General features: G+C 70.2%; 22 protein-coding genes. 16 read left to right on the plus strand and 6 right to left on the minus strand.

Annotation, left to right across the window (positions count from 1 at the left end; all coding sequences use genetic code 11):
• Positions 1-45: 45 nt before the first annotated feature.
• The 9 genes from V5F67_RS01930 to V5F67_RS01970 all read left to right on the plus strand — a co-directional run bounded on the left by V5F67_RS01930 (position 46) and on the right by V5F67_RS01970 (position 9675).
• Positions 46-1215 carry an acyl-CoA dehydrogenase family protein gene (locus V5F67_RS01930; protein WP_394021933.1) on the plus strand — a complete coding sequence of 390 codons (1170 nt, stop codon included), beginning with the start codon at positions 46-48 and terminating at the stop codon, positions 1213-1215.
• A gap of 59 nt (positions 1216-1274) precedes the next feature.
• Positions 1275-2447, plus strand: a complete 1173-nt coding sequence (locus tag V5F67_RS01935) for a mandelate racemase/muconate lactonizing enzyme family protein (RefSeq protein ID WP_394021932.1) — start codon at positions 1275-1277, stop codon at positions 2445-2447.
• Positions 2448-2580: 133 nt separating this feature from the next.
• Positions 2581-3558: a Bug family tripartite tricarboxylate transporter substrate binding protein gene (locus V5F67_RS01940; RefSeq protein WP_394021931.1), complete on the plus strand. Its 978-nt coding sequence runs from the start codon at positions 2581-2583 to the stop codon at positions 3556-3558.
• 17 nt (positions 3559-3575) lie between these two features.
• On the plus strand, positions 3576-4997 hold the full coding sequence (locus V5F67_RS01945) for an MmgE/PrpD family protein (RefSeq protein ID WP_394021930.1): 1422 nt from the start codon (positions 3576-3578) through the stop codon (positions 4995-4997).
• A 128-nt stretch (positions 4998-5125) separates the two neighbouring features.
• Positions 5126-5917, plus strand: coding sequence for an SDR family NAD(P)-dependent oxidoreductase (locus tag V5F67_RS01950; protein ID WP_394021929.1), 792 nt, complete (start codon positions 5126-5128; stop codon positions 5915-5917).
• Between the two features lie 10 nt (positions 5918-5927).
• Positions 5928-6707 (plus strand): enoyl-CoA hydratase/isomerase family protein, encoded by a 780-nt coding sequence (locus V5F67_RS01955; RefSeq protein WP_394021928.1) that lies wholly within the window; start codon positions 5928-5930, stop codon positions 6705-6707.
• Between the two features lie 31 nt (positions 6708-6738).
• Entirely contained in the window at positions 6739-7563 is an 825-nt protein-coding gene (locus V5F67_RS01960) for an enoyl-CoA hydratase-related protein (protein ID WP_394021927.1), read from the plus strand.
• Between the two features lie 248 nt (positions 7564-7811).
• Positions 7812-8720, plus strand: coding sequence for an EamA family transporter (locus V5F67_RS01965; protein WP_394021926.1), 909 nt, complete (start codon positions 7812-7814; stop codon positions 8718-8720).
• A gap of 115 nt (positions 8721-8835) precedes the next feature.
• Positions 8836-9675 (plus strand): IclR family transcriptional regulator, encoded by an 840-nt coding sequence (locus tag V5F67_RS01970; protein ID WP_394021925.1) that lies wholly within the window; start codon positions 8836-8838, stop codon positions 9673-9675.
• Between the two features lie 193 nt (positions 9676-9868).
• Here the strand turns inward: V5F67_RS01970 and V5F67_RS01975 are convergent, their stop codons facing one another.
• Both V5F67_RS01975 and V5F67_RS01980 read right to left on the minus strand, forming a co-directional pair.
• Entirely contained in the window at positions 9869-10471 is a 603-nt protein-coding gene (locus tag V5F67_RS01975; protein WP_394021924.1) for a cysteine dioxygenase family protein, read from the minus strand.
• Positions 10472-10497: 26 nt separating this feature from the next.
• Positions 10498-11664 (minus strand): CaiB/BaiF CoA transferase family protein, encoded by a 1167-nt coding sequence (locus V5F67_RS01980; protein ID WP_394021923.1) that lies wholly within the window; start codon positions 11662-11664, stop codon positions 10498-10500.
• 285 nt (positions 11665-11949) lie between these two features.
• On the opposite strand from V5F67_RS01980, the gene V5F67_RS01985 reads away from it, so the two are divergent.
• On the plus strand, positions 11950-12939 hold the full coding sequence (locus tag V5F67_RS01985; RefSeq protein ID WP_394021922.1) for an NAD(P)H-quinone oxidoreductase: 990 nt from the start codon (positions 11950-11952) through the stop codon (positions 12937-12939).
• A gap of 27 nt (positions 12940-12966) precedes the next feature.
• Here the strand turns inward: V5F67_RS01985 and V5F67_RS01990 are convergent, their stop codons facing one another.
• From V5F67_RS01990 to V5F67_RS02000, 3 genes are all read right to left on the minus strand, one after another.
• Entirely contained in the window at positions 12967-15297 is a 2331-nt protein-coding gene (locus V5F67_RS01990) for a molybdopterin-dependent oxidoreductase (RefSeq protein WP_394021921.1), read from the minus strand.
• Between the two features lie 14 nt (positions 15298-15311).
• Complete coding sequence (locus tag V5F67_RS01995) at positions 15312-16736, minus strand: MmgE/PrpD family protein (protein WP_394021920.1); 1425 nt, start codon at positions 16734-16736, stop codon at positions 15312-15314.
• Between the two features lie 150 nt (positions 16737-16886).
• Complete coding sequence (locus tag V5F67_RS02000) at positions 16887-17870, minus strand: tripartite tricarboxylate transporter substrate binding protein (protein WP_394021919.1); 984 nt, start codon at positions 17868-17870, stop codon at positions 16887-16889.
• Positions 17871-18124: 254 nt separating this feature from the next.
• Between V5F67_RS02000 and V5F67_RS02005 the strand changes: the two genes are divergently transcribed.
• The 5 genes from V5F67_RS02005 (at position 18125) to V5F67_RS02025 (ending at position 24755) form a co-directional block, all read left to right on the plus strand.
• The gene (locus V5F67_RS02005; RefSeq protein WP_394021918.1) at positions 18125-19615 is read left to right on the plus strand and encodes an NAD(P)/FAD-dependent oxidoreductase; all 1491 of its coding nucleotides are present in this window, start codon (positions 18125-18127) and stop codon (positions 19613-19615) included.
• 140 nt (positions 19616-19755) lie between these two features.
• The gene (locus V5F67_RS02010; RefSeq protein WP_394021917.1) at positions 19756-20502 is read left to right on the plus strand and encodes an enoyl-CoA hydratase/isomerase family protein; all 747 of its coding nucleotides are present in this window, start codon (positions 19756-19758) and stop codon (positions 20500-20502) included.
• A gap of 31 nt (positions 20503-20533) precedes the next feature.
• The gene (locus V5F67_RS02015; protein ID WP_394021916.1) at positions 20534-21046 is read left to right on the plus strand and encodes a tripartite tricarboxylate transporter TctB family protein; all 513 of its coding nucleotides are present in this window, start codon (positions 20534-20536) and stop codon (positions 21044-21046) included.
• The gene (locus tag V5F67_RS02020) at positions 21046-22554 is read left to right on the plus strand and encodes a tripartite tricarboxylate transporter permease (protein ID WP_394021915.1); all 1509 of its coding nucleotides are present in this window, start codon (positions 21046-21048) and stop codon (positions 22552-22554) included. The genes V5F67_RS02015 and V5F67_RS02020 overlap by 1 nt, the downstream gene beginning before the upstream one ends.
• Positions 22551-24755, plus strand: coding sequence for a CaiB/BaiF CoA transferase family protein (locus V5F67_RS02025; RefSeq protein ID WP_394021914.1), 2205 nt, complete (start codon positions 22551-22553; stop codon positions 24753-24755). The genes V5F67_RS02020 and V5F67_RS02025 overlap by 4 nt, the downstream gene beginning before the upstream one ends.
• 3 nt (positions 24756-24758) lie before the next feature.
• Here V5F67_RS02025 and V5F67_RS02030 read toward each other — a convergent pair whose 3' ends face one another.
• On the minus strand, positions 24759-25724 hold the full coding sequence (locus V5F67_RS02030; RefSeq protein ID WP_394021913.1) for a Bug family tripartite tricarboxylate transporter substrate binding protein: 966 nt from the start codon (positions 25722-25724) through the stop codon (positions 24759-24761).
• Between the two features lie 101 nt (positions 25725-25825).
• Here V5F67_RS02030 and V5F67_RS02035 point away from each other — a divergent pair, with 101 nt between their 5' ends.
• Complete coding sequence (locus tag V5F67_RS02035; protein ID WP_394021912.1) at positions 25826-26953, plus strand: PrpF domain-containing protein; 1128 nt, start codon at positions 25826-25828, stop codon at positions 26951-26953.
• Positions 26954-26982 lie beyond the last annotated feature (29 nt).

Genomic DNA, 26982 nt, shown 5'->3' on the forward strand with positions numbered 1-26982 from the left:
ACGCCGTGACGGCATTCAGAACAGGATGACGAAAGGAGCGAGGACGTGGATTTCGCATTGACGGACGATCAGGAGCGGATGCGCGACGGGATCGCGCGGCTGGTGGAGCGCGAGATCCGGCCGGTGCTGGCCGCCAACCCGCGCGACCGCGCGCTGCCCAAGGCCGAGATGGTCAAGCTGTTCGAGCGCATCGCCGAATACGGCCTCCTGTGTCCGCGCCTACCCGAGGAGGCCGGCGGCCCCGGCATCTCCATGCTCGACTACGGCATCATGTTCGAGCAGATCCCGCCCACGGTCTCCATGTCCATGCTGTCGCAGGACAGCTGCATCACCCGCCTCAACGCCGAATGCACGGAAGAGCAGAAGGCGCGCTTCCTGCCCGACCTCGTCGCCGGCCACAAGCTCGCCTGCACCGGCTCCACCGAGCCGGACACCGGATCCGACCCGCGCGGCATCAAGACCAGGCTCACCCGCAAAGGCGACAAGGCGGTGCTGAACGGGCGCAAGATGTGGATCACCAATGTCAGCGCCTGCGACCTCATCCTCGTCACCTGCATCGACGAGGGGCGCAGCAAGGACGGGCGCCCGGTGATCATCAAGGTGGTGGTGGAGCGCGACAAGTCGCCGTTCGAGGCGCGCGAGATCGACGCCATCGGCCTCAACCAGGGCTATCTCGGCGAGGCGGTGTTCGACAATTGCGAGGTGCCGGCCGAGAACATCGTCGAGGCCGACAGCGGCACCCGCGTGCTCAACCGCTCCTGGTACGTGAACCGCTGCATGGTGGGGCTCCAGGCGGTGCACCTCGCCGAGCGCGCCTACCTCGCCGCGCTCGACTATGGCCGCGTGCGCAAGCAGTTCGGCAAGCCCATCGCCGCGCACCAGCTGGTGCAGAAGAACTTCTCCGACATGGTCACGGCCATCACCGCGAGCCGCATGCTGTGCTACCGCGCGCTGTGGATGATGGATGCGGGCGAGGAGGCGGGCGGCGCTTCCGCCATGGCCAAGCGCTTCGCGCAGATGAACTGCACCGAGGCGGTCTGGCAGGCCATGAACGTGCTCGGCGCCATGGGCCTCTCGCGCGAGGCGGGGCTCGAGGAGATGTATCGCGACATCCGCATGCTGCCGATCCCGGACGGCACCAACGAGATCCTGGCGCTGATCCACGGTCGCGAGATCACCGGCTTCGAGGCCTTCCGCGGCGCCGCGGGCGGCTGACGGCGCCGGACACGCGCAAGGACCCTCACAACGCCTGAAGCACCCGGAGGACAGATCCCATGTTGGCAGAGCTCAAGCCGGCCACGGCCGCCCCGCCGGAGGTGCGGGCGCAGGTCCGCATCACCAGGGTCGAGATCATCGCCGCGCGCATTCCGTTCGCGGTCGAGTTCAAGATCGCCACCGGCGGCATCCGGCCCGGCGTCGACGTGATCCTGGTGCGCCTCCACACCGATGCCGGCGTCACCGGCATCGGCGAGACGCCGGCCTGGCGGCGCCAGGGCTCGAACGACACCGTGGCGTCGATCACCACCCTGATCCGCGACCACTTCACGCCCCTGGTGGTGGGGCGCTCGCCATTCGACATCGGCGCCATCCTCGCCGACATGGACACCGAGATTTGGCACTCCAACTACGCCCAGGCCGGCATCGCCGACGCGCTGATGGACCTGCAGGGCAAGCTGCTCGGCGTGCCGGTCTATCAGCTGCTGGGCGGCAAGTGCCGCGACGGCGTCGGCGCCTGCGCGGTGATCGGCATCAAGGCCGACTTCAAGCGCATGCTGGAGGACGCGCAGGGCTTCTACGACAAGGGCTTCCGCAGCTTCACGGTCAAGATCGGCAACGATGCGGTGAAGGACGTGAAGGCGGTGGAAGCGATCCGCGCGCACCTGCCGAACGACGCGCTGATCCGCGTCGACGCCAATGCCGGCATGGACTTCGACACCGCCGTCGGCGTGCTGAAGCGCTTGGAGCCGCTCGACATCGACGCCGCCGAGCAGATGGTGCCGCCCTGGGACGTGGCCGGCATGGCGGAGCTCGCCCGCAAGACCTCGATCCCGCTCATGGCCGACGAATGCATCGCCACCGACCACGATCTTCTCGACGTGATCCAGCGCCGCGCCGCCACAGTGATGCAGACCAAGAGCCCCAAGAACGGCGGCATCTGGCGCTGCCGGCAGCTGTGGACCATCGCGCGCTCCGCCGGCATGCGCATCTATCCCGGCAACCATCCGGGCACCAGCATCGTCGCCACCGCGGTCGCCCATCTGGCCACCGCCTGGCCCGGGCCGCTGCTGGAAGGCCCGTTCGCGGTCGGCATCTGCGGGCTGATCGGCGCCGACGTGGTGACCGAGCCGGTGCAGATGGACGGGCGGTTCCTGCGCGTCTCCGACCGGCCCGGCTTCGGCCTGGAGCTCGACGACGACCGCATCGAGGCGCTGCGCATCCCGTTCTGAGCGTCCCGAACGGCCGCCCCGCCGCGGCTGGAACAAGACACGCGCGTGCCGGTTCTTTGACACCCAAGGGACCGGCGAGCATTCTGAAAGAAACAATGTTCCAAAATACGAAACAAAAACGAGGGAGGGACACATGATCTCGAGACGACGCATCGGCCTTGCCGTGGCCGCGATGGTCGCGGCGGCGGCCTTCGCCCCGCTGCCGGCCGCCGCCGACACCTGGCCCAGCCGGCCGATCAAGTACGTGGTGCCGTTCCCGCCTGGCGGCGGCGTCGACACGCTGGCGCGCATCATCGCCGAGAAGCTCTCGGCGCGGCTCGGCCAGCAGGTGATCGTCGACAACCGCTCCGGCGCCGGCGGCCTCACCGGCACGCGCGCGGGCGCCAAGTCGGCGCCGGACGGCTATACGCTGGTGGCCGCCTCGTTCAACTACCTCACCTTGCCGGTGCTGTTCCCGGACATCGACTTCGACATCGTCAAGGATCTCGATCCGGTGATCCTGGTGGCGAAGTTCCCGTGCGTGCTGGTGGTCTATCCCGAGGTGCAGGCGAAGACGGTGAAGGAGATGAAGGCGCTTGCGGGAACGCCCGCGAGCCTCAAGTTCGGCTCGTCGAGCACCGGCGGCGGCGGCCACATCGCCGGCGAGCTGTTCAACCAGATGGCCGGCGTGAAGATGACCCACGTGCCCTATCGCGGCGCCGCGCCCATGAACGTCGACCTGATCGCCGGGCGGATCGACCTCGCCTTCGCGCACATCACCTCGATCCTGGAGCTGATCCGCGGCGGCAGGGTGCGCCCGCTCGCCATCACCTCGAACCAGCGCTCGCCGCTGCTTCCGGACGTGCCCACCATGGAAGAGGCCGGCTTCCCGAATTTCGAGGCCGGCGAGCTGAACGGCATCCTGGTTCCCGCCGGCACCCCGCCGCAGATCATCGCCCGGCTCAACAAGGAGATCGTCGATATCCTGCAGATGCCGGAGGTGAAGGAGAAGCTCCAGGCCCAGGGGGCGCAGATCGTCGCCAGCACGCCGGCCGAGTTCGCGACCTTCATCGCCACCGAATCCGCACGCTGGAGCAAGGTCGCCAAGGCGGCCGGCATCAAGAGCGAATGAACGCGCGGGAGGATCGCATGGCACAAGGCGCACAGGCTCATTCCACGCACGGCGCGGCCGAGGCCGCGGACCGGACGGCGGCGCTCGCCGACGTCCTCTCGACCCTCGATGCGGCGGCGCTTCCGCCCGCCACCTTCGAGCGCACCATGGACCTTGTCGTCGATCACCTCGGCGTCGCGCTCCACGGGCTGGACCTGCCGTGGTCGCGCATCATTGCCGAGTTCGGCACCGAGGAGGGCGGCCGGCCGGACGCGACGATCTATGGCCGCGGCAGGCTGCCGGCGCGAACCGCAGCGCTCATCAACGGCACCATGGCCCACGGCATCGAGCTCGACGACACCCACGACCAGTCATGCTCCCACCCCGGCGCGGTGGTGATCCCGGCCGCGCTCGCGGTGGCGGAGATGACCGGCGCCTCGGGGCGTGACCTCATCGCGGCGATCGTCGCCGGCTACGAGGCGCAGACCCGCGCCGGCGCGGCGCTCACCGGCGACCTGATGAGCCGTGGCTTCCACCCGACCGCGCTTTCCGGCGTGTTCGGGGCCGCCACGGCCGCCGGGCGGCTGCTCGGCCTCACCTCGGACCAGATGCAGTCCGCCTGGGGTCTGGGCGTCTCCATGGCCTCGGGGGTGATGCAGTTCACCCAGGACCCGCTCGGCACCATGGTGAAGCGCCTGCACGCCGGCATCCCGGCGCACAACGGGGTGCTGGCCGCCATGCTCGCCGTGCGCGGCTTCCAGGGGCCGCGCGGGGCGCTGGACGGGCGCGCGGGCTTCGTCCACGTCTTCAGTCCGCACCCCGAGAACTGGCGGCTCACGCAGGACCTCGGTTCGGACTTCGCGGTCGACCGCATCAGCATCAAGTTCTACGCCTGCTGCCGCATGTTCCACGCGCTGGTGGACGCCATCAGGTCGAGCCGGGAGGAGGCGGGCTGGGGCGCCGACGACGTGGTGGAGATGACCGCGTCCGGTCCGCGCATCATGTCCGACGGACATATGGAGTATCGCCCGCGCTCGGTGATGTCGGCGCAGTATTCGCTGCCCTACACCATCTCCGCCGCGGTGATGCTGGACCCGCGCGACCCGCGCTCGTTCAATGCCGAGGCCATGGCGCGCCCCGACGTGCTAGCGCTCGCCGACCGGGTGTCGGCGGAGGCGAGCGCGGAGCTGGAGCGGTATTTCCCCGCCAAGTATCCGGGCGGCTTCACCGCGCGGCTCAAGGACGGGCGGACGATCGAGAAGACCCTGCTGGATTCCTTCGGCACGCCGGAGAAGCCGGTGGACCGGGCCGGCATCACCGGCAAGTTCCGCGCGCTCACGGACGGCATCGTCCCGCCCGCCCGGGCCGATGCGATCCTGGACGCCGTGTTCGCGCTCGGCGCGGCGCGCGACGTGCGCGGCCTTGCCGACCTGCTGGGCGAAGGGGTCGCGCGCGTATGAGGCCCGACGCCGCCGGCCACGGTCCGGCGGCGGCACCGGGCGGCGGCGTGTTGACAGCCCGAGGGGCTGTGTTAATGGTCTAATATACGAAACACTGTTATAAATTGTGAAATATGGGAGGATCGAGGGTGGATACTGGGCTTGAAGGCCGCGTGGTCATGATCACCGGCAGCGGCGGCGGCATCGGCCGGACCATGGCGCTGGGCTTCGCGCGCGAGGGCGCGCAGATCGCCGTGAACGACGTCTCCGAGAAGGGCATCGCCGAGACCATCGACATGATCCGCGCGGCCGGCGGCACGGCGGTGCCGGCGCGTTGCGACATCACCGACCTTACCGCGGTCCGCGAGACCGTCAGGAAGGTGGAAGGCGAGCTCGGCCGCATCGACGCCCTGGTCAACAACGCCGCCCTCATCGTCGCCCACGAACTGTTCGTCGAGACCAAGCCCGAGGATTGCGACAAGGAGATCAAGGTCGTCCTCTACGGCACCCTGAACTGCACCCGGGCGGTGCTCGCGGGGATGATCGAGCGGCGCTTCGGCAAGATCGTCAACATCGTGACCGACGCCGCCCGCGTGGGCCAGGAGCGCCAGGCCAACTATTCCGCGGCCAAGGGCGGGGTGATCTCGTTCACCAAGTCGCTGGCGAAGGAAGTAGGCCCGCACAACATCAACGTCAACGCCGTCTCCCCCGGCGCCACCAACTCCCCCATCCGCATGGAGATGCTGCGCCAGCTCACCTCCAAGATCGGCGAGGAGAAGGCCAAGGAGCGCGAGGAGAAGGTGCGCCGCATGTATCCGCTGCGCCGCATCGGCGAATCCGAGGACGTGGCCAACGCCGTCGTCTTCCTCGCCTCCGACCTCGCCCGCCACGTCACCGGACAGATCGTCAGCGTGAACGGCGGCTTCGCCATGCCGGGCTAAGGGGGCGTGCATGAGCGAGATCCTCACCATCGACCGGGCGCCGCCGACCGCGCTCGTCACCCTCAACCGGCCGGAGAAGCAGAACGCGTTGAGCATCGAGATGTTCGACGCGCTCGATGCCGCCTTCGACGTGCTCGACCGCGAGACGGACATCCGCGGCGTCGTGCTCACGGGCAATTCCAAGGTGTTCTCCACCGGCGGCGACCTGAAGCAGGCGCTGGAGGTCAACACCATCCTTCAGACCAAGTTCTGGCTCGACCGGTTCGCCGGCACCAATGCCCGCATCGAGGGGCTGACGAAGCCGGTGGTGGCGGCCATCCACGGCTTCTGTCTCACGGGCGGCCTGGAGCTTGCCCTGTGCTGCGACATCCGCATCGCCGCCACCAATGCGCAGTTCGGCGTCACGTCGAGCCGCATCGGCACGGTGGCCGGGGCGGGGGCGACGCAGCGCCTCGCCCGCCTCATCGGTCCGGAATGGACCAAGCACCTGCTGTTCAGCGGCGACTTCATCGACGCCGGGACGGCGCTGAGGATCGGCCTCGTGAGCGAGGTGGTGGAGCCGGACGCCGTGGTGCCCGCCGCCAGGGCCCGCATCGAGGCCTATGCGCAGCGCGCGCCGCTGAGCGTCTACTATGCGAAGCTCGCGGTGAACAACGGCCTGCAGATGGACCTGCAGTCGGCGCTCGCTTACGAGCGCCAGCTCACCACCGGGCTGTTCGCCACCGCCGACAAGAAGGAGGGCATGGCCGCCTTCCTCGAGAAGCGCAAGCCGCAATTCAAGGGCGAGTAGCGCCCATAAGGAAACGCACGGGAGCACGGACATGAACCAGCACACCAAGGCGCCGTTCCAGGACATCCTCTACGAGAAGCGGGACGGCATCGCCACCGTCACCATCAACCGCCCGCAGACCTACAATTCCATCACCCAGTTCACCGCCGAGGAGATGATCGCGGCCCTGCGCGACGCGGCGGAGGACGACGAGATCGGCGTCATCGTCCTCACCGGCGCGGGCGAGAAGGCGTTCTGCTCGGGCGGCAACATGCAGGCCATCGCCGAGCGCACCTCCTCCCACAAGCGCAACCACCTGCGCGTGATGGCGCAGCTGGCGCTGATGCTGCGCACGGCGGCCAAGCCCACCATCGCCGCGGTGAACGGCTATGCCATCGGCCTCGGCCACGAGCTGCACGTGATGTGCGACATCACCATCGCCGCCGACCACGCCAAGTTCGGCCAGACCGGGCCGAAGATGGGCAGCGTGCCGGTGTGGGGCGCCACCACTTTGCTCCACCGCGTGGTGGGCGAGAAGAAGGCGCGCGAGATCCTGTTCTTCTGCCGCCAGTACACCGCCCAGCAGGCGCTGGAGATGGGCCTCGTCAACCACGTGGTGCCCATGTCGGAGCTGCGCGCCACCACCGAGGAATGGTGCCAGGAGCTGCTCGACAAGAGCCCGCAGTCGCTGCGCATCGCCAAGCTCGCCTTCAACCAGGAATCCGACCAGAGCCTGTGGGCGGGGATGTTCGCTGGCGCCGAGCTGCTGTCCATGCACATCGACACCGACGAGTTCATCGAAGGCCCAACCGCCTGGCTCGACAAGCGCAAGGCGAACTTCCGCGCCTACCGCAAGCGCAAGGTCCGGGAGGGCTGAGCCTCGCACCGGGCGGCCTCGGCCGCCCGGCATCTTCCGGCACCCGTTTCGGCGCCCGCCCGGCGCTATCGCCGGGCGGGCGCCGGGCGCAGCTCCACGGCCGGTGCCCCCCGCCCCGGCCGTGGAGCCCATGCCCAGCCGACCGGGCGCGACGATGCGACCGGTCGGAACGCGGCCTCCCGGGCGGCCCCACGTCCCCCGCCGCCTCCGGCCATCCCCGGCCGACCGCCACAACAGGGCTCCGAGCCGTGCTGATACTCTCCGATTGGCTCTGGGTGATCTTCACCCTGGCGGCGGCGCTGGCGCAGACGCTGCGCAACGCGACCCAGCGCGGGCTGATCGCCGAGCTTGGCGCCGCCGCCGCCGCCCATGTGCGCTTCCTGTTCGGCCTGCCGTTCGGCCTCCTGTTCCTGGCGCTGGTGCTCGTGCTGACCGGGCAGGCGCCGCCGCGCCCGTCCCTCACCGCCCTCAGCTGGATGCTCTCCGGCTCGCTGATGCAGATCCTCGGCACGGCGCTGATGCTCTCCGCCATGAGCGAGCGCTCGTTCGTGGTCACCATCGCCTACACCAAGACCGAGCCGGTCCAGGTGGCACTGTTCGGCATCGTCATGCTCTCGGAGAAGCTGACGCTGCCGCTGATCGCGGCCATACTGATCGCCACCTCCGGGGTGATGATCATGGGCTGGCCGGCGCGCCAGGGACCGGGCAGGGACCGACACCGGCTGAAGCCGGCTCTCCTCGGCATGGCGGCCGGCGCCTTCTTCGCCATGGCCGCCATCAGCTTCCGGGGCGGCATCCTGGCGCTTCAGGAGCAGAACTACCTCCTCGCGGCGATCACCACCCTCGCCATCGGCCTCCTGATGCAGACCGCCATGCTCACCGCCTGGCTGGCGCTGCGGGACCGGGCGGCGCTGCGCGAGATCGTCAAGGCCTGGCGCCCCTCGCTCGGCGCCGGCTTCCTCGGCGCGGTGGCCTCCGCCTTCTGGTATCTCGCCTTCGCGCTGGAGAGCGCGGCGCGGGTGCGCACGCTCGCCTTGGCCGAGATCCTGTTCGCGCAGATCGTCTCGCGCAACATGTTCCGCCAGAAGACCAGCCCGCGCGACGCGCTCGGCATCGTCCTGGTCGTGGTGGGCGTCGTCATCCTGCTGAACTCCTGACGACGCGGGTTGATTTGCGAAACGACGTTCCGCAAGGTGCGCTGCCACCGGGAGGCTCTATGGAACGCCCGCGCCCGGTATGGTAGGAGCTTCCCGTCGAAAGGTTGGGGCCACGATGGAAAAGACGGTCGTCAAGGCGTTCGAGCTGCTCGAAACCCTCGCCGGGATGGACAAGCCCACCGGGATCACGGCCCTGGCGCAGGAATTGGGCCTGACCAAGAGCAATGTCTTCCGGCTGCTCAACACCATGGCGCGGCGCGGCTACGTGCGCCGCTACGAGGATGCCGGCCAGTACGAGCTGACCCTCAAGGTCTGGCACCTGGGCATGATGGTGCTCTCGCGCCTCGACGTGAAGAAGGCCGCCGCCCCCCACATCGAGGAGCTGATGCGGACCACCACCGAATCGGTCCATCTGTCGATCCTGGTGGGCGGCGAGGTCACCTATATCGAGAAGATCGAGAGCGAGCAGGCGGTGCGCGCCTATTCGCGGGTGGGCGACCGCCCGCCGGCCCATAGCGTCGCCACCGGCAAGGTGCTGCTCGCCTACCTGCCGGAAGAGGTGCTGGAGAAGCGCCTAGAGCAGGGCCTGCCGAAATACACGGCCCGCACCATCACCAATGCCCGCGTGCTGCGCAAGGAGCTGGAGATCATCCGCAAGCGCGGCTTCAGCGAGAATCGCGGCGAGTGGCGCGAGAGTGTCTGCGGCGTCGCCGCGCCGATCCGCGACTGGAGCGGCCAGGTGGTGGCGGCGGTGGGCATCTCCGGTCCCGCGGAGCGTCTGAAACCCGACTCGCTCGAGCGTTTCGCGCCGCCGGTGATCGCCTGCGCCGAAACCATCTCGCGCGAGCTCGGCTACCTGCCGAGCGCGCCCGTCCCCCAGCCGCTGCCGGAGCCGAAGAAGCGCGCGCCGCGCAAGTCGCCGGCGAAGGTGGCGACGAAGGCCGCGGCGAAGTAGCCGGGCCGCATCCACCGCAACGGGTGGGTATTGGACGACGTCGTCTCCACGTGGACGGAACGTCATGCCCGGCCTTGTGCCGGGCATTTGCCGGCGCCCCGGGCATCGCAATGAAAAAGGGCACCCGCCGGGGGCGTCCGGCAGGTGCCCAGGGTCGGCGCCACGATCATGCGTCGGGATCAGGCGCCCGCAATCAGGCCCTTGTCTCGCGCGAGCGGTCCCACAGGTTCGGCGTCACCGCATTGGCGTAGCCGGACACGAAGCTCTTCACCTCGCCGGTGTCCGGCACGAACACGTGCCGCTTCACCGCGCCGATGTTGGCGCCATAGACGTGGATCGAGATGGACGGCTTGTCCGGCACCGCGTTCGACACCTTGTGGATGTCGCCCACGGTGGGGCTGACGGCGCAGACCTGGCCCGGCTTCAGGACCTCCTCGTCGGTCTTCGTCAACCGGCCCGAGGCGGCGTCGCGCTCGAAGCTCTCGCTGGTCTCGGCGCCGCGCAGCATGCCCACCAGGCCCCACACGGTGTGGTCGTGGACCGGCGTCGACTGACCCGGCCCCCACACGAAGCTGACCACGCTGATGCGCTCCAGCGGATCGCAGTGCAGCAGGTACTGCTGATAATATTGTGGGTGCGGACGGGTGTATTCCTCCGGCAGCCAGTCGTCGTGGCTCACGAGGTCCTGGAGCAGCGGCCGGATCTGCTCGAGCACCGCGGCCTCGTCCTTGGCCGCGCCGACGATCTCGGTGGAGCGGACGATGAAATCCCTAAGGCGGCTGATATCGGTCGACATGTGCCCTTGCCTTTCCCTGCTGCGCCTCAGCCCGCGATCGCCTTCAGCGCGACCGCGCTGTCGAGCGCGCGGACGATCTCCTCGCGATGCTCCCCGAGCGCCGGCGGCGCTGAACGGATCTCGATGCCCTTGCCGGAGAGCATCACCGGCGAGGCGAAGGTCCGGGTGGTGACGCCGGACGGCAGGGTGGTCTCGCGCACCCAGCCCATGTGCTCCACCTGCGGGTCGGCGAGAATCTGAGAATAGCTGTTGATGGGGCCGCACGGAACGCCGACGCCGGTGAAGCCCTCGATCCACTCGGCGGCGCTCTTGGCGGCGAATATCTCCTCCAGGAGGATGCGCAGCTCGGTCTGGTTCCTGGTGCGGCTGGCGGTGTTGACGAAGCGCGCGTCCTCGACGAGGTCCGGCCGCCCCACCAGCTCGCACACCGAGCGCCAGAGCCGGTCGTTGCCGGCGGCCATGGCGAAGTAGCCGTCCTTGGCCTTGAAGGCCTGGTAGGGCGCGTTGCGCGGATGGGCCGAGCCGAGCTTCTTCGGATCGACGCCGGTGCCGAAATACTCGCTGGTCTGCAGCGCCGCCATGGCAAGCGTCGCGCCGAGCATGGAGATGTCGATGTGGTCACCCTCGCCGCTGACCTGCGCCTTGCGCAGCGCGGCGGCGATGGAGAAGGCGGCATAGAGCCCGGCGCCGAAGTCGGAGATCGGCACCCCGCACTTCACCGGGGGCCCCTCCGCCTCGCCGGTGACGCTCATCACCCCGCCCGCCGCCTGGATGGTGAGGTCGAAGCCGCCCTCGTGGGAGCGCGGGCCGCTCTGGCCGTAGGCGGAGATGGAGCAGTAGACCAGCGCCGGCTTGTCCTTCGACATGGCGGCATAGCCGAGGCCGTTCTTCTCCATCACGCCCGGCCGGTAGTTCTCGACCACGGCGTCGGCGGAGAGGATGAGCTTGCGGGCGATCTCGCGGTCGGCCGGATCCTTAAGGTTCAGGGCGATCGATTTCTTGCCGCGGTTGAGCGAGGCGAAGTTCTCGCTGTAGCCGTTGCTCAGCGGCGGCCACTGGCGCAGCGAATCGCCGACCCCCTCGCGCTCCACCTTGATCACCTCGGCGCCCATGTCGGCGAGCAGCATGCCGCAGTACGGGCCGGATGCGACCTCGCAGAACTCGATCACCTTTACACCGCTGAGGGGCAGCACTCTTCATCTCCGTTGAGGTTCGCCATCCGGGGTCCTGAACCGCTCCGTCGGGGCAAGGCCGGGGGGACGAGGTGGGGCACCGGAGCGCGACGCTCTTTGTGCTGTTTTTTAGAACAATGTTTCATTACTTAAGGAAATCCGCCGTCGAATGTCAACCCGTCGGACGGCTTCCGGCGGGTGCTCGTTCCACATTCTGATCCATGCACGGCGCGATCTCGGAGCAGGTTGACGACAGCTCGGCCAAGCTGCTCATAACGGGGCACAGACCAGGGGAAACGCAAGGCCATGACGAAGCTTCCGGACCGCATGAAGGTGATCGATTTGTCGCAGCCGGGAGGCCCCGACGGGCTGGTCCCGGGAGAGCGGCCGCTGCCCGCCGTTCCCGCCGGCTTCGTGCTGGTGAAGGTTGCCGCCGCCGGCGTGAACGGGCCGGATCTGATGCAGCGGCGCGGGCTCTATCCCGCGCCCAAGGGCGCCTCCGACCTGCTCGGTCTGGAAATCTCCGGCCACGTGGCGGCGGTGGGCGAGGGCGTCGAGGCATGGCGCGTCGGCGACGCCGTCTGCGCGCTGACCAACGGCGGCGGATACGCGCAATACTGCGCGGTCGACGCACGCCACTGCATGCCCATTCCCGCCGGGGTGACGCTGGAGGATGCGGCCGGGCTGCCGGAGACCTTCTTCACCGTCTGGAGCAACATCTTCCTCGGCGCCGGGCTCAAGGCCGGCGAGAGCTTCCTCGTCCATGGCGGCGCCGGCGGCATCGGCGCCACCGCGATCCAGCTCGGCAAGGCGTTCGGCGCCAGGGTGTTCGCCACCGAGAGCCCGCAGGCGCGCTGCGATTTCTGCCGGCAGCTCGGCGCCGACACCGTGATCGACTATCGCACCGAGGACTTCGTCGAGGTGCTGCGCGCGGCCGGCGGCGCCGACGTCATCCTCGACGTGGTGGGCGGTCCTTACGTGGAGCGCAACATCAAGGCCACGCGGCACGACGCCCGCATCGTTCAGATCGCCTTCGCCCTCGGCAGCAAGGTGGAGATCGACCTGATGCCGGTCATGCTGAAGCGGCTCAGCTATTCCGGCTCGACCCTGCGCACGCGGCCGGACGCCTACAAGGCGCAGGTGGCGCGCGACCTGGTGGAGAAGGTCTGGCCCAAGATCGCCGAAGGCGCGATCCGGCCATCTACCTTCAAGGTGTTCCCGCTCGCCGAGGCCGCGCAGGCGCACCACCTCATGGAAAGCGCGGGGCATTCGGGCAAGATCCTGCTGCGGCCCTGAGCCCGGCGCCGCCGGCCGGATGTCCGCTCAGCCGGCGGCGCGTCCGGCCGCGAAGGCGGGCGGGATGAAGCAGGTCAGGTCCGGCGCGGCCTGCCGGAACGGCTCCACCTCCACCAGGCAGGAATGGGCCGAGCATCCCTGGCCGAGGCGCGAGGTGCCCCGGTCGGCGGTCAGCACGTTGGGATTTCCGTGCTTCTCCAGCGCCCCCGCGACGCCGGGCTCGAGCGGATCGAACCAAGCGCCGGTGGCGAGCTGGACCACGCCACGCCTGAGATCGCGCGCGAGCACCGCCGCCGCCAGGCACGCCCCGCGCCCGTTGAACAGCCGAACGATGTCGCCATCGGCGATGCCGCGCGCCGCCGCGTCGTCGGGATGGATGCGCATCGGCTCGCGCCCCTTCACCTTCGCCGCCTGCGCCACCGCGCCGAGATCGTACTGGCTGTGGAGCTTGGTCGCCGGCTGGCTGGAGATGAGATGGAGCGGATAAAGCTCCGCCTCGGGCGCGCCGAGCCACTCCTTCGGCGCGATCCACACCGGATGGCCGGGGCAGTCGTCGTAGCCGAAGCCGGCGATGGTCTGGGAGAAGATCTCGATCCGCCCGGACGGCGTGCGCAGGGCGTTGCCGACCGGATCGCGGCGGAACGCGGCCAGCGTCGGCTCGGCGTGCTCCGCCTCGGGCAGGAGCGCGATGCCCTGGCGCCAGAAGGTGTCGAAGTCGGGCAGATCGAGGCCCTTCGCTGCCGTGCGCTGGCGCGCCACGCCATAGAGCTGGCGCAGCCAGGCTTCCTCGTCGCGCCCCTCGGTGAAGGCCTCCCTCGCCCCGAGCCGATCGGCGATGGCGGTGAAGATGTCGAAATCGGCGCGCGCCTCCCCCGCCGGCTCCGCCACCTTGTGCGAGGCTGAGATCATGCGGTCGCGCGAGGAGCAGGCGACGTCGTTGCGCTCCAGCTGGGTCGCCGCCGGCAGCACGATGTCGGCATGGCGCGCGAGGCCGTTCCACCAGGATTCATGGGCGATCACGGTCTCGGGGCGCCGCCAGGCGTCCACCAGCCGGTTGAGATCCTGGTGGTGGTGGAACGGGTTGCCGCCGGCCCAGTAGACGAGGCGGATGTCGGGATAGGCGAGCCGCCGCCCGTTGAAGTCGAAGCTGCCGCCCGGGTCGAGCAGCATGTCGGCGACCCGCGCCACCGGGATGAAGTCCGGCACCGGGTTCTCGCCCTGCGGCAAAGACGGCCAGGCGAAATCGTGGATCGGGTTGCCAATGCCGTTCACCGAGCCGAAGCCGAAGCCGTAGCCTCCGCCCGGCAGGCCGATCTGCCCCAGCATGGCGGCGAGCACGATCGCCATCCAGTAGGGTTGCTCGCCATGGTCCGCGCGCTGGAGCGACCAGGACATCATCAGGAAGGTGCGCTTCGCCGCCATCCGGCGCGCCAAAGCGCGGATGTCCTCAGCCGGCACCTGTGTGATCTGCTCGGCCCATTCCGGGGTCTTCGGCACGCCGTCCGCGCGGCCGGCGAGATAGGCGAGGAAGCGCTCGAAGCCCACCGTGTAGCGGTCGAGGAAGCCGGTGTCGCACAGGCTCTCCGCCGTCAGCGTGTGCGCCAGCGCCAGCATCAAGGCGACGTCGGTGCCCGGGCGCGGCGCCAGCCATTCGGCATCGGCATCGACAGCCGTGTCGTCGCGGATGGGGCTGATGGAGACCAGCTCGGCGCCGCCTTCCCGGCAGGCGCGCAGCGCCTCGCGCACGCTGTGGCGCACGATGCCGCCCGAGGAGACCTGCGCGTTCTTGGCCGCGACGCCGCCGAACATGACGATCAGCTCCGCGTGGCCGGCGATCAGCCGCCACGGCGTGTGCTCGACATGCAGGCCGAGCCGCTCGCCCACCACGTGAGGCACGATCACGTCCGCCGCGCCGTGGCTGTAGTTGGAGAACGAGCGGGTATAGCCGCCGATGGTGTTGAGGAAGCGGTGGATCTGGCTCTGGGCATGGTGGAAGCGCCCGGCGCTCGCCCAGCCGTAGGAGCCGCCGAAGATGGCGCGGTTGCCGTGGGTGCGACGGACCCGGTCGAGCTCGCGGGCGACGAGATCGAGCGCCTGCGACCACTCCACCTCCACGAACGGCTCGGCGCCGCGCCCGGCGCCCGTGGCCGCTGCGCCGCGCTCCAGGAACGAGCGCCGCACCGCCGGCCGCAGGATGCGGCAGGGATGGTCGAGCGCGCCGATCATGGACTGGGCGATGGGCGAGGGGTCGGGGTCGCCCTCAAAGGGATCGAGGGCGACCGCGCGCCCGTCCGCCATGGCGGCGCGATAGATGCCCCAATGGGTCGTCACGGTGGGGCGGTTCGGCGTCGGCAGCATGGAGAGCCCTCGCCTCAGCCCGCGCCCGGCGCCGGGGCGGCGAGCAGCCCCATGAGATGGCGGATGTCGGGGGCGCGGTCGAGGCCGGCGAGCGCGTCGCGGATGGCGCGGGCCCGCTCGGCGCCCACCGCCGACTCGGCATGCTCGTTGAACTTGCGCGCCATGGCGGCATCGTCGAGCGGATTGTCCGGATGGCCCGGCGGCAGCGGACACACCGCCTCGGCCTTGCGGCCGTCCGCGAGGGTCACGGTTACGGCGGCGCCGGTGCCGCGGTGATAGTCGCGCGTGAACGCCGCGTCCGCCACCAGGCTCGCCTTCGCCATGAGGGCGCGTAGCACCGGATCGGCGAGGCGGGCCGGCGTGAACTGCGCCGGTCCGCAGGCGCCATCCATGAGCGCCACGGCCATGAGGTAATAGGGACTGTGGTCGGCGAGCTCCTTGGTGGTGGGGGCGGCCTTCTGCCCGTCCGAGGTCGGCCAGTCGAGGATCTGCTGGGGGAAGCGACCCTCGATGGCGACGATCTCCTCGGGCCGCGGCGACAGCCGCGCGCGCAGATCGAGCGCCGCCTGGATCAGGCCCTGGGCGGGCGAGAAGGCCTCGAACGGCTTGATGCGCGCCTGCATGATGCGGAACGTGCCGTCGAGGGGCGCGGCGAGCGCGGCGAGGTCCGAGCCGCCTGCCACCGCCCGGTCCCAGCCATAGGCGCCCTCGAAGATCGCCTGCGGCCCCGTGAGGCCGTGCGCCGCCATCAGCGCCGCCTCGACGCCGCCCTTGGCGGCCACGGCCTCGATGGTGGCCTTGATGGTGGCCATCTGCCCGCGCATGGATTCTGTGAGGATGTTGCCGTGGGTCCCGGCGATGGCGAGCGCCTCGGCGGTGCGCGCCGCGTCGAGGCCGAGGAGACGCGCTGCTGCGGCGGCGCTGGCATAGGACATGTTGGTGGCGTGGTGCCAGCCGCGGTCCCACAGGCTCGGTGTGCCCGCATGGTCGCAGAGCCGGAACTGGACCTCGTAGGCCGCCACTAATGCGGCGATGATGTCGGGCCCCGAGGCGCCCGTCTTCTCGCCCACGGCCAGGATGGCGGCGAGGTTGCCGCTGGCATGGGCGGGATCGCGGCCGAAATAATAATCGTTCACGTCGAGATAGCGCAGCGCCGTGCCGTTGGCGAAGGTGGCGAGCGTCGAGGAGGTGCGGGCGGTCGAGCCGATGATCGTCGCCTCCGGCCGGCCGCCGAGGGCCTCGACCATGGCGTGCGCCGCCTTGGTCGGCGCGCCGGAAAGCCCGCCGAGCGCGCAGCCGATGGTGTCGAGGATCAGCATCTTGGCCTTGGCCACCACCTCGGGCGGCAGATCCTCGAAGCGGATCGCGGCCGCGACCACGGCGAGGCCATCGCGGACGTGGGTGGCCGCGGCCTCGGGGATGATGGCGGCGTAGTTCATGGCGGGCGGGCGTCCTCGATCCGGAAGCGCCCGGCCGCGATCCGTGCGCGGCCGGGCGGGAGGTCGGCTCATGCCGCCAGCGGCGGCAAGGGCACGCACCGATCAGCTTGCATTGCGAGCCGATCGGACGCGCTCCAGGGCGCGGCGGCCCTATTCGTTCTTGACATTGGCCTCCTTGATCACGCGCGCCCACTTGACCATCTCGTCCTTCACGAACTCGTCGAACTGGGCGATGGAGCCGCCGGTGAAGGCGACGCCGATCTGCGACAGCTTCTGCTCCACGTCGGGCGACGTCATGATGCGGGCGATTTCTGCGTTGAGCTTCTCGCGGATGGCGAGCGGCGTCCCCGCCGGCGCGAGCACGCCCCACCATTCCACTGAGACCACGGGATAGCCGGACTCCTCCAGCGTCGGCACGTCCGGAAGCACCGGCGAGCGCTTCTTGCTGGACACGGCGATGGCGCGCACGCGCCCGGAATCCACGTACGGGAAGCCGGTCGGCACCGTGCTCATGGCAGTCTTGATGTGGCCGGCGGAGAGATCGGAGATGGCGAGCGAGCCGCCCTTGTAGGAGACGTGCGCGTTGTCGAGCTTGGCGACGTTCTTGAACCACTCCATGGTGATGTGGCTGCTGCCGCCGGCGCCCGACGTGGCGTAGGGGTAGTCCTTCGGGTTGGCCTTCACCAGCTTCACGTACTCGTCGAGAGTCTTCACCGGCACGGAGGGATGGACCGCGACCAGGTTCGGGATCTCCGTGAGCAGGATGATCGGCTCGAAGCTCTTCACCGGGTCGTAGGGCATCTGGGTGAAGTTGGGATTGATCACGTGGCCGCTGGTGATCACCACCAGCGTGTAGCCGTCGGGCGGCGCATTGGCGACCACGGCGGTGCCGATGGCGCCCGCCGCTCCGGGCCGGTTCTCCACCACCACCGGCTGCCCCCAGTCCACGGACATCTTGTTGCCGATCAGCCGCGCCAGCGTGTCGGTCAGCGCCCCGGGCGCGAACGGCGCGATGAGGCGGATCGGCTTGTCCGGGTAGTTGGCGGCGGCATCGTCGGCACGCGCGGGCGCGCCCGACAGGCCGAGCACGGCGGCCAGCGCCACGCCGCGCATCAGGTTCACGATCAGCTTCATTCTCTCCTCCCCTCCGGCTTGGTATTCCGGTCCGTATGTCGGGCCTGGATGCCTCTTGTCTCATATTTTGAGCACAGGGTTCGATATATGGCACGTGTTCCGCGCGCCCTGTCAAGGCGCGCCGGGCCGACTCGCACGCGCCCGGGCTCGGCGCGGCGGCATTTTCCTATGTTCCGAATTATGAACATATGATCTAATTATCAGAACAGATCATCGATCGCCGGCAACCGGCGGCGCAGGGAGGGAGACGGGGCATGGGCCTGATGCTGGATCGCGTGGGATCGGGACGGTCGCCGCAGGGCGCGGCCGGCCTCGCCGACCTTGAGCGCGAGGTGACGCGCGATCTCGACCGGCTGAACTATCCCCCGCGCGCCTGGCCGGTGCCGAAGCCGGCGCCCGACGGATCGACGGCGCTCGACGCGCTCGTGGTCGGCGGCGGCATGTACGGCCAGACCATGGCCTTCGCGCTTTATCGCGAGGGCATCCGCAACCTGCGGGTCATCGATCTCGCGCGCGAGGGCGAGGAGGGGCCGTGGGGCACCTACGCCCGCATGGACATCCTGCGCTCGCCCAAGCGGCAGTGCGGCCCGGATCTCGGCGTGCCCTCGCTCACCTTCCGCGCCTGGCACGAGGCGCAGGGGCGCAGCTGGGACGAGCTCTACAAGATCCACCGCCTGGACTGGCTCGCCTATCTCCTGTGGCTGCGGCGGGTGCTCGACCTTCCGGTCGAGAACGGGACCCGCCTCCTCGCGCTCGAACCTGCGGGCGGGCTGCTGCGCGCCGAGATCGAGGGCCCGCGCGGGCGCGAGAGCGTCTTCTGCAGGAACGTGGTTCTCGCCACCGGCCGCGAGGGCGCCGGCGGGCGGCAGGTGCCCGCCTTCCCCTCGTTCAGCATGGCGCGCGGAGACCGGCATCCGCGCATCCATCATTCCGCCGATCCCATCGACTTCGGGCCGCTCCAGGGCCGGCGCGTGGCGATCCTCGGCGCCAACGCCTCGGCGCTCGACAATGCCGGCACGGCGCTGGAAGCCGGGGCGGCGGCGGCCGTGATGTTCTGCCGCCGGCCGGCGCTGCCGCAGGTGAACAAATCCCGCTGGATGGTCTTTCCCGGCTTCCAGCACGGCTTTCCGGCAATGGACGACGCCGCGCGCTGGGAATTCATGAGCCACGTCGCCAGCGTGCAGATGCCGCCGCCCCACGAATCGGTCCTGCGCTGCACGCGGCACGCCGGCTTCGATCTGCGGTTCGCCGAGCCCTGGACCGACGTGATTGCGGACGGCGACGAAATCGACATCGTCACCGCCAAGGGCCGCCACCGGTTCGATGCCGTGATCTTCGCCACCGGCTTCAATGTCGACCTTGCCGACGTGCCCTATCTGACCTCGCTGCTGCCGCAGATCGAGACCTGGGGCGCGCGCGTCGCGCCGCAGGACGCGGCGCGCTTCCCGGCGCTCGCGCGCCTGCCCTATCTGACCGCCGATTTCCAGCTGACCGCGAAGGCCGGCGCCCATGCACCGGAGGTGGAAAACCTCTATCTCCTGAGCTTCGGCGCCAGCCTCAGCCACGGCGCGCTTGCCGGCGATCTGCCGGCGGTGCGCGCGACCACCACGCGCGCCGCCCAGGCCATCGCCCGCGCGCTTTTCGTGACCGATTATCAGGCCTACCGGCAAAGCATGCGCCGGTTCAGCGAGGCCGAGCTGGAGCCCACGCCCTACTTCGTTCCTCCCGAGGACATCGCGCCGTGATCCACGCTGTGGATCACCGTTGACATTTTACGAAACAACGTTCCATTTCTTCGCATGACGCCCGCCACCGATCGGCGGCGGGCCTTCTGCCATGTCGCCGGGGAACCATGTCGCAAGGGAATGAGGAGACGGATCGTCCGATGAACATCGCTCAAGGCGCCAGCGAACTGATCATCGAGCAGGCAGGGCCGGTTACGCGCCTTGAGCTCAACCGGCCGGCACGCGGCAACGCCCTCAGCGCCGGAGTGGTTCTGGCCCTGCGCGACGCGGTCGCCAGCGCCGCGCGCGACGGCACGCGGCTGCTGGTCCTCGCTGGCAGCGGAGCGAGCTTCTGCTCCGGCTTCGACCTCGGCGGGCTCGACCGGCAGAGCGACGGCGACCTCGCCTTGAGGTTCCTGCAGGCGGAAGAGCTGCTGCAGGCGGTGCACCACTTCCCCGGCGAGACGCTCGCGCTCGCGCACGGGCGGGTGTTCGGGGCCGGGGCCGACCTGTTCGGCGCCTGCGCCCGGCGCATCGCCGCCCCCGGAACCACGTTCCGGTTTCCCGGCGTGCGCTTCGGCGTCGTGCTCGGCACCCGCAGGCTGGGCGCCATCGTCGGCCCGCAGGCCCGGCGCCTGATTCTGGATGGCATCGAGATCGATGCCGACACCGCCCTCGCCAACGGCTTCGCGAGCGAGATCGCCGCGCGGGCCGCCTGGCCGGAGCGCCAGTCGGCGATCCTCGCCGGCCTCGGCCTCGTCGCGCCCGAAACGCGCAAGGCCATCTCCCGCTGCCTGCGTGCCGACACACGGGCGCAGGACATGGCCGACCTCGCCGCCTCCGTCGCGCGTCCCGGCCTGAAACAGCGAATCGAGACCTACAAGAGCGAGATCGGAAACCGATCCTGACGGCCGAAGATGCCGCGAGAGGGAGGAACGCATGGACACGAAGCTCAAGGGTGCAGTCGCCGAGACGGGGCGTCCCGGATCGGCCAGCCACGTGCCACTCATAAAAAACTGGAACGACGTTCTGACCGGAGCCACCTTCATCGGCATCGCCGGCTGGGGGCTGTGGCTGGCACAGAACCTGAGGATGGGAACCGTGGTGCGCATGGGGCCCGGCTGGCTGCCCACCGCCAGCGCCTACGTGCTGATCGCGCTCGGCATCGCCATCGCGGTGCGCAGCCTGTTCGCGGACGAGGAGAAGCTCGCGCGCTGGTATCCGCGTCCGCTGATCCTGATCTGCGCCGCCATCGCCTTCTTTTCCGTGGCGCTCGATCGCCTCGGCCTGCCGATCACCATCTGCGGCGTCGTCATCATCGCCGGCCTCGCCGACACCGAGACCCGCTGGCGCGAGACCCTGATCCTCGCCATCGGCCTCGCCGTCGCCGCCAGCCTCATCTTCGTCGATGCGCTGGGCCTGCCCATGCCGCTGTGGCCGGAGTTCTTCTGATGTTCGACCTGTTCAATCAGTTCCTGTCGGGCTTCGCCACCGCCGCGCAGCCGGCGAACCTGCTCTACTGCCTCATCGGCGCCCTCATCGGCACGCTCATCGGCGTCCTGCCCGGCCTCGGCCCGGTGGCGACCGTCGCCATGCTGCTGCCGGTGACATTCTATCTGGAGCCGGTCTCGGCGCTCATCATGCTGGCGGGCATCTACTACGGCGCCTCCTATGGCGGCTCCACCACCGCCATCCTGGTGAACCTGCCGGGCGAGAACTCGTCCGTCGTCACCTGCCTCGACGGCTACCAGATGGCGCGCCAGGGCCGCGCCGGACCGGCTCTTGCCGTCGCCGCGCTGGCCTCGCTGTTCGCCGGCCTGTTCGCCACCTTCTTCATCGCGCTGTTTGCGCCGCCGCTGGCGGAGGTGGCGCTGCTGTTCGGCCCTGCCGAGTACTGCTCGCTGATGGTGCTCGGCATGATCGCCGCCATCGTGCTGGCGCGCGGCTCGATCCTCTCGGCGCTCGGCATGATCGTGCTGGGCTTCTTCCTGTCCATGGTGGGCACCGACATCAACACCGGACAGCCGCGCATGACGCTCGGCATCCCCGAGCTCAATGACGGCATCGGCTTCGTGCCGCTGGCCATGGGCCTGTTCGCCATCGCCGAGACGCTGCGCAACCTCGAGAGCCCCGAATACCGCTCGCTGGTGCAGGCCAAGATCGGCAGCCTGATGCCGAGCCGCCAGGACTTCAAGGAGGCGACGCCGGCGGCGGTGCGCGGCACCATCCTCGGCGCCATCCTCGGCCTTCTGCCGGGCGGCGGGGCGACGCTCTCCGCCTTCGCGGCCTATGCGTTCGAGAAGCGCATCGCCAAGAATCCCGACCGCTTCGGCAAGGGCGCGGTCGAGGGCGTGGCGGCGCCCGAGGCGGCCAACAATGCCGGCGCGCAGACCTCCTTCATCCCCCTGCTAACGCTCGGCATCCCCTCCAACGCCGTGATCGCGCTGATGGCGGGGGCGATGATGATCCACGGCATCCAGCCGGGCCCGCAGGTGATGACCAAGAACCCGGAGCTGTTCTGGGGTGTCATCGCCTCCATGCTGATCGGCAACATCATGCTGGTGATCATCAACCTGCCGCTGATCAGCGTCTGGGTGGCGCTGCTCAAGGTGCCCTACCGCATGTTCCACCCGGTGCTGCTGGTGGTGTCCTGCATCGGCGTCTACAGCGTCAACAACTCCTCGTTCGAGGTGCTGCTGCTGATCGTCTTCGGCGTGCTCGGCTACGCGCTCACCAAGTGGCAGTGCGAGCCGGCGCCGCTGCTGCTGGCGTTCGTGCTCGGGCCGCTCTTGGAAGAAAACCTGCGGCGCGCCATGCTGCTGTCGTCGGGCGATCCGAGCGTGTTCGTCACCCGGCCCATCAGCGCGGTGCTGCTGGCGCTCGCCGTGTGCCTGCTGGTGATCGTGGTGCTGCCCAACGTGCGCAAGACCCGCGAGCTGGCATTCGAGGAGGAAACGTGAGCGCCGCCATGCCGCCCGACGCCAGCATCCGCCACCCCAGGGGAGCCGAACCGGACATGAAGACCCCCCTTTCTCCCGATCTGCTGATCGTCGAGCTCGGCGAGCGCATCTCCGCCTCGGTCTGCGGGGCGCTGTTCGCCGAGCTCGGCGCGACGGTGGTGATGATCGAGCCGGCAGCGCCTGAAGGGCCGGGCACCAAGTGGCCGCACCGCGCCAGCCTCGGCGCGGGCAAGCGCAGCCTGAGCGCCGGAACGGCGGAGGAGCAGAAGGACGCCGCCGCCCTCATCGCCCGGGCGGACGCGGTGCTGGTCTCGCGGGACCTCGACCGGGACTGGCCCGAGCCGATCGCCGCCGCGCTGGCCCGAGCGAGCCTGGTCTGCGACGTCACCGCGCTCGGCGCCGGGCGGGACGCGCCGGCCCTGCCGGACGGCCTCGTCCAGGCGCTCTCGGGGGTGATGGACGTGACCGGCGACCCGGACGGGCCGCCGATCCCCTGCAACACGCCGATCCTGGAGTTCACCTCCGGCTTCTATGCCGCGTCCTCGGTGCTGCTGGCGCTGCGGGCGCAGGCGCGGGGGGCGCCGGCGCAGCATGCCGCGGTCGCCATGTACGACTGCGCCTTCAGCATGCTCACCACCTTCCTGCCCCGGCACTTCGCCGGCGGGACGCCGAACCGCATCGGCAACCACCATCCCTCCATGTCGCCGTGGAACGCCTATCGCGCCCGCGACGGCTGGGTGATGGTCTGCTCCGGCTCCAACGACCAGTGGGTGCGGATCTGCCAGATCATCGGCCGGCCGGACCTCGCCGACGATCCGCGCTTCACCACGCCGTCCGGCCGGGTGACCCACAATCCCGCGGTCGACCGGCTGATGGAGGAATGGACCGCCGGCCTTTCGGTGGCCGAATGCATGGAGCGGCTGGACGCCGGCGCCATCCCCGCCGGCCCGGTGGCGCGGATCGCCGACCTGTTCGAGGAGCGCAACCTGCGCCATCGCCACATGATACAGGAGGCGGCGGACGGCGCCGGCACGCGGGTGCCGGGCGCGCTCTACCGCGGATCGCGCACACGCGGCCGGGCCCCGGAACGGGTGCCGGCCCCGGGCGCCGACCGGGACTTCGTGCGCGACCTTCTCGCCCGCAGGCCCGCGCCGCCGCGCCGCGCGCCGGCCGGCCGGGCGCCGGAGCGGGCGCTGGAGGGGCTGCGCGTTCTGGAGATCGGCCAGTACACCACCGCCCCGCTGTGCGCCCGCCAGCTCGGCGCGTTCGGCGCCGACGTGGTGAAGATCGAGCCGCCCGGCGGCGAGCCCGCGCGCCTCCTGCCGCCGATGCGCGAGGGGCAGGGCTACTTCTTCACCATGAGCAATTCCGACAAGCGCGGCGTGACCGTGGACCTGCGCGACAAGGCGGACGCCGCCATGTTCGCGGCGCTCGTCGCCCGCGCCGACGTGCTGGTGGAGAACATGAAGCCGGGCGCGCTCGGCCGCTTCGGCTTCTCGCCGGACGCGCTCAACCGCATCAATCCGCGCCTCGTCTATTGCGCCGTCAGCGGCTTCGGCGCCGATGCGCCCGACCGCGCGCGCGGCGCCATGGACACCACCATCCAGAGCGCCGCCGGCATCATGGACGCGATCCGGCACGAGGACGTGCCCTACAAGGCCGGCATCTCGCTGATCGACCTCGTGGGCGGCCAGCTCGGCCTGCTGTTCATCCTCTCCGCCCTCGACCACCGCGAGCGCACCGGGGAGGGCCAGTTCATCGACCTGTCCATGCTGGACGCGGCGGCCTGGATGACGCGCCTCGACTGGAACGGCGCCACGGCGCCGGCCACCACTGTGCTCGCCTGCGCCGACGGCTTCATCGCCGTGGACCGCGCCGACCGGGAGCTGCCGCCCGGCCTCGTGGGGAGCCTCCCGCGCGCCGAGGCGGCGTCCAAGCTGGAGGCCATGGGCCTCAGGGCGGCGCCGGTGCTGAGCGTGAGCGAGGTCGCCGAGAGCGAGCGGGCGCGCACGCGCGGCGTCATCGCCGCCGGCACCTCGCCGCTGGGCCAGGCCTGGCCGCTTCTGGCATCGCCGATCCGCCTTTCGGCGACGCCGGCCCTGGTCGCCCGCGCCATGGGCCCGCTCGGCTGCGACGGGGCCGAGGTGCTGGCCGACTGGGGCGTGGACGGCCCGTCGCCGCAGGCGGCGACGGGGAGCTGAGACCTATTCGGCCTTGATGCCCGCGGCCTTGATGACCTTCTGCCACCGCTCGTAGTCGGTGCGCATGAAGTCGGCGAAGGCCGCGGGCGTGCTGGTGCGCACCTCGTAGCCGAGCTTGGCGAAGCTCTCCTTCACCTCCCGGTCGTCGAGCGCGACGACCACGCCCTTGTTGAGCTTGTCGATCACCTCCGCCGGGGTGCCGGCGGGCGCCAGCAGGCCGAACCAGGCGAGCGCCTCCACGGCAAAGCCCTGCTCGATGAAGGTGGGGATCTCCGGCATGCCCGGCTCACGCTGGGGGCTGGCGACCGCGAGCGCCTTGAGGCGCCCGTTGCGGACGAATTCCATGACCACCGCCGGCGATCCGGCGAACAGCTGCACGCGCCCGGCGAGCAGGTCCGTCAGGGCGGCGCTGTTGCCCTTGTAGGGCGCGTGGACGATCTCGACCCCGGCCACGGAGGAGAACAGCTCGCCGGTGAGATGGCCGAGCGTGCCCACCCCGGCGGTGCCGAAATAGGCCTTGCGCGGATTGGCCTTGGCGTAGGCCTGGAGCTCCTTCAGGGTGCTCACCGGCAAGGAGGGGTGCGCGGCGAGGATGTTGGTGGCGGTCGCCACCAGCGAGATCGGCGCGAAGTCCTTCAACGGCTTGTAGGCGAGGTCGTCATAGAGGAACGGGCTGATGACGAAGTTGGAGCTGTAGCCGAGCAGCAGCGCGTAGCCGTCCGGCGGCGCCTTGGCGACGAGGTCGGTGCCGATGTTGCCGCCGGCCCCGCCCCGGTTCTCCACCACGAACGGCTGTCCCAGCACCGCCTGCAGGCGCTGCGCCACGGTGCGCCCGATGAGGTCCGTCCCCCCGCCCGCGGCGAAGGCGACCACGACCCGGACCGGCCGGTCGGGATAGGACGAGGCGAAGCCCGGCCCCGGCAGGGCGCACGCGGCGGCCGCCCCCAGAAGGAATTCTCTCCTGCGCATCGTTCCCTCTCGACTGTTCTATATTGCAGAACTATGTTCTATGAAAATGGACGATAACCCATCGCAATGACGACGGGAAGCGCGCCGGGAGGAATGGAACGATGTTTCGCGAGCTTCGCTGCGCGCTGATGCGCGGCGGCACGAGCAAGGGCGTGTTCCTCGACGCGGCCGACCTGCCCGCCGACGAAGAGGAGCGCCTGCGCGTGATCCTCGCCGTGTTCGGCTCGCCCGACCGGCGGCAGGTGAACGGGCTCGGCGGCGGCGATCCGCTCACCAGCAAGCTGGCCCTGATCGCGCCCGGCGGCACCTCGGGCGCCGACGTCACCTACACCTTCGGGCAGGTGGAGCTGGAGCGCGCCGCCATCGACTATGCGAGCCCGTGCGGCAACATCGTCTCGGCCGTCGGCCTGCACGCGGTGCAGCGCGGCCTGGTCAAGGCGCAGGGACCGTTCACGCCGGTGCGCATCTTCAACACCAACCTGCGCCGGATCATCACCGTCGAGGTTCCGGTCGCGGGCGGGCGCGCGGTGGAGGCCGGCGACTACGCCATTCCCGGCGTGCCGGGATCGGGCGCCAGGATCCTGGTGGACTTCTCCGACACCGCCGGCGCCGCCTCGGGCGCGCTGCTGCCCACCGGACGGGCGCGCGATACCGTGAAGGTGCCCGGCCTCGGGCCGGTCGAGGTCTCGCTGGTCGACATCGCCAATCCGCACGTGTTCGTGCGGGCGGCCGATTTCGGCCTCTCCGGCACGGAGAGCGCGGAGGAGATCCACCGCCGGCCCGGCCTCATGGAGCAGCTGGAGCAGGTGCGCGGGCAGGCGGCCTTCCGCTTCGGCCTGGTGGATGATCCCGGCAAGGCGCGCGAGGAGAGCCGGGTGACGCCGATGGTGGTGATCGCCGGCCCGCCCGCCGCCTACCGCGCCGGGCCGGACGGGCGCGAGATCGCCGCGCCGGAGATGGACATGGCCGCGCGGCTGATCTTCCTGGAGCGCGTCCATCCCAGCTATGCCGCCACCTCCATCGCCTGCACCGGCGTCGCCGCCCGCCTTCCCGGCAGCATCGCCGCCGAGGTGGCGCGCGCGGTCGCGCCCGGCGCGCCGATCCGCATCGGCCACCCCGCCGGGGTGGTGGAGGCGGAAGCGGAGGTGGCCGCCGGCGGCGTCACCCGCGCCGCCTTCGGCCGCACCGCGCGCCGGATCATGGAAGGCATCGCCTATGTGGATGCGTGAGCGCCGGAACGCGGCCGGCGGGGCGGCGC

The sequence above is a fragment of the Xanthobacter pseudotagetidis genome (genome assembly GCF_043194795.2).
GTDB lineage: Bacteria > Pseudomonadota > Alphaproteobacteria > Rhizobiales > Xanthobacteraceae > Xanthobacter > Xanthobacter tagetidis_A.

What these genes read in the sequence shown, in the direction of transcription:
- V5F67_RS02000 (WP_394021919.1), bottom strand. Translation starts at nt 17,870, where the DNA reads ATGAAGCTGATCGTGAACCTGATGCGCGGCGTGGCGCTGGCCGCCGTG.
- V5F67_RS02035 (WP_394021912.1), top strand. Translation starts at nt 25,826, where the DNA reads ATGTTTCGCGAGCTTCGCTGCGCGCTGATGCGCGGCGGCACGAGCAAG.
- V5F67_RS02005 (WP_394021918.1), top strand. Translation starts at nt 18,125, where the DNA reads ATGGGCCTGATGCTGGATCGCGTGGGATCGGGACGGTCGCCGCAGGGC.
- V5F67_RS01960 (WP_394021927.1), top strand. Translation starts at nt 6,739, where the DNA reads ATGAACCAGCACACCAAGGCGCCGTTCCAGGACATCCTCTACGAGAAG.
- V5F67_RS01955 (WP_394021928.1), top strand. Translation starts at nt 5,928, where the DNA reads ATGAGCGAGATCCTCACCATCGACCGGGCGCCGCCGACCGCGCTCGTC.
- V5F67_RS01995 (WP_394021920.1), bottom strand. Translation starts at nt 16,736, where the DNA reads ATGAACTACGCCGCCATCATCCCCGAGGCCGCGGCCACCCACGTCCGC.
- V5F67_RS01945 (WP_394021930.1), top strand. Translation starts at nt 3,576, where the DNA reads ATGGCACAAGGCGCACAGGCTCATTCCACGCACGGCGCGGCCGAGGCC.
- V5F67_RS01990 (WP_394021921.1), bottom strand. Translation starts at nt 15,297, where the DNA reads ATGCTGCCGACGCCGAACCGCCCCACCGTGACGACCCATTGGGGCATC.
- V5F67_RS02030 (WP_394021913.1), bottom strand. Translation starts at nt 25,724, where the DNA reads ATGCGCAGGAGAGAATTCCTTCTGGGGGCGGCCGCCGCGTGCGCCCTG.
- V5F67_RS01940 (WP_394021931.1), top strand. Translation starts at nt 2,581, where the DNA reads ATGATCTCGAGACGACGCATCGGCCTTGCCGTGGCCGCGATGGTCGCG.
- V5F67_RS01985 (WP_394021922.1), top strand. Translation starts at nt 11,950, where the DNA reads ATGACGAAGCTTCCGGACCGCATGAAGGTGATCGATTTGTCGCAGCCG.
- V5F67_RS01935 (WP_394021932.1), top strand. Translation starts at nt 1,275, where the DNA reads ATGTTGGCAGAGCTCAAGCCGGCCACGGCCGCCCCGCCGGAGGTGCGG.
- V5F67_RS02020 (WP_394021915.1), top strand. Translation starts at nt 21,046, where the DNA reads ATGTTCGACCTGTTCAATCAGTTCCTGTCGGGCTTCGCCACCGCCGCG.
- V5F67_RS01975 (WP_394021924.1), bottom strand. Translation starts at nt 10,471, where the DNA reads ATGTCGACCGATATCAGCCGCCTTAGGGATTTCATCGTCCGCTCCACC.
- V5F67_RS02010 (WP_394021917.1), top strand. Translation starts at nt 19,756, where the DNA reads ATGAACATCGCTCAAGGCGCCAGCGAACTGATCATCGAGCAGGCAGGG.
- V5F67_RS01970 (WP_394021925.1), top strand. Translation starts at nt 8,836, where the DNA reads ATGGAAAAGACGGTCGTCAAGGCGTTCGAGCTGCTCGAAACCCTCGCC.
- V5F67_RS02015 (WP_394021916.1), top strand. Translation starts at nt 20,534, where the DNA reads ATGGACACGAAGCTCAAGGGTGCAGTCGCCGAGACGGGGCGTCCCGGA.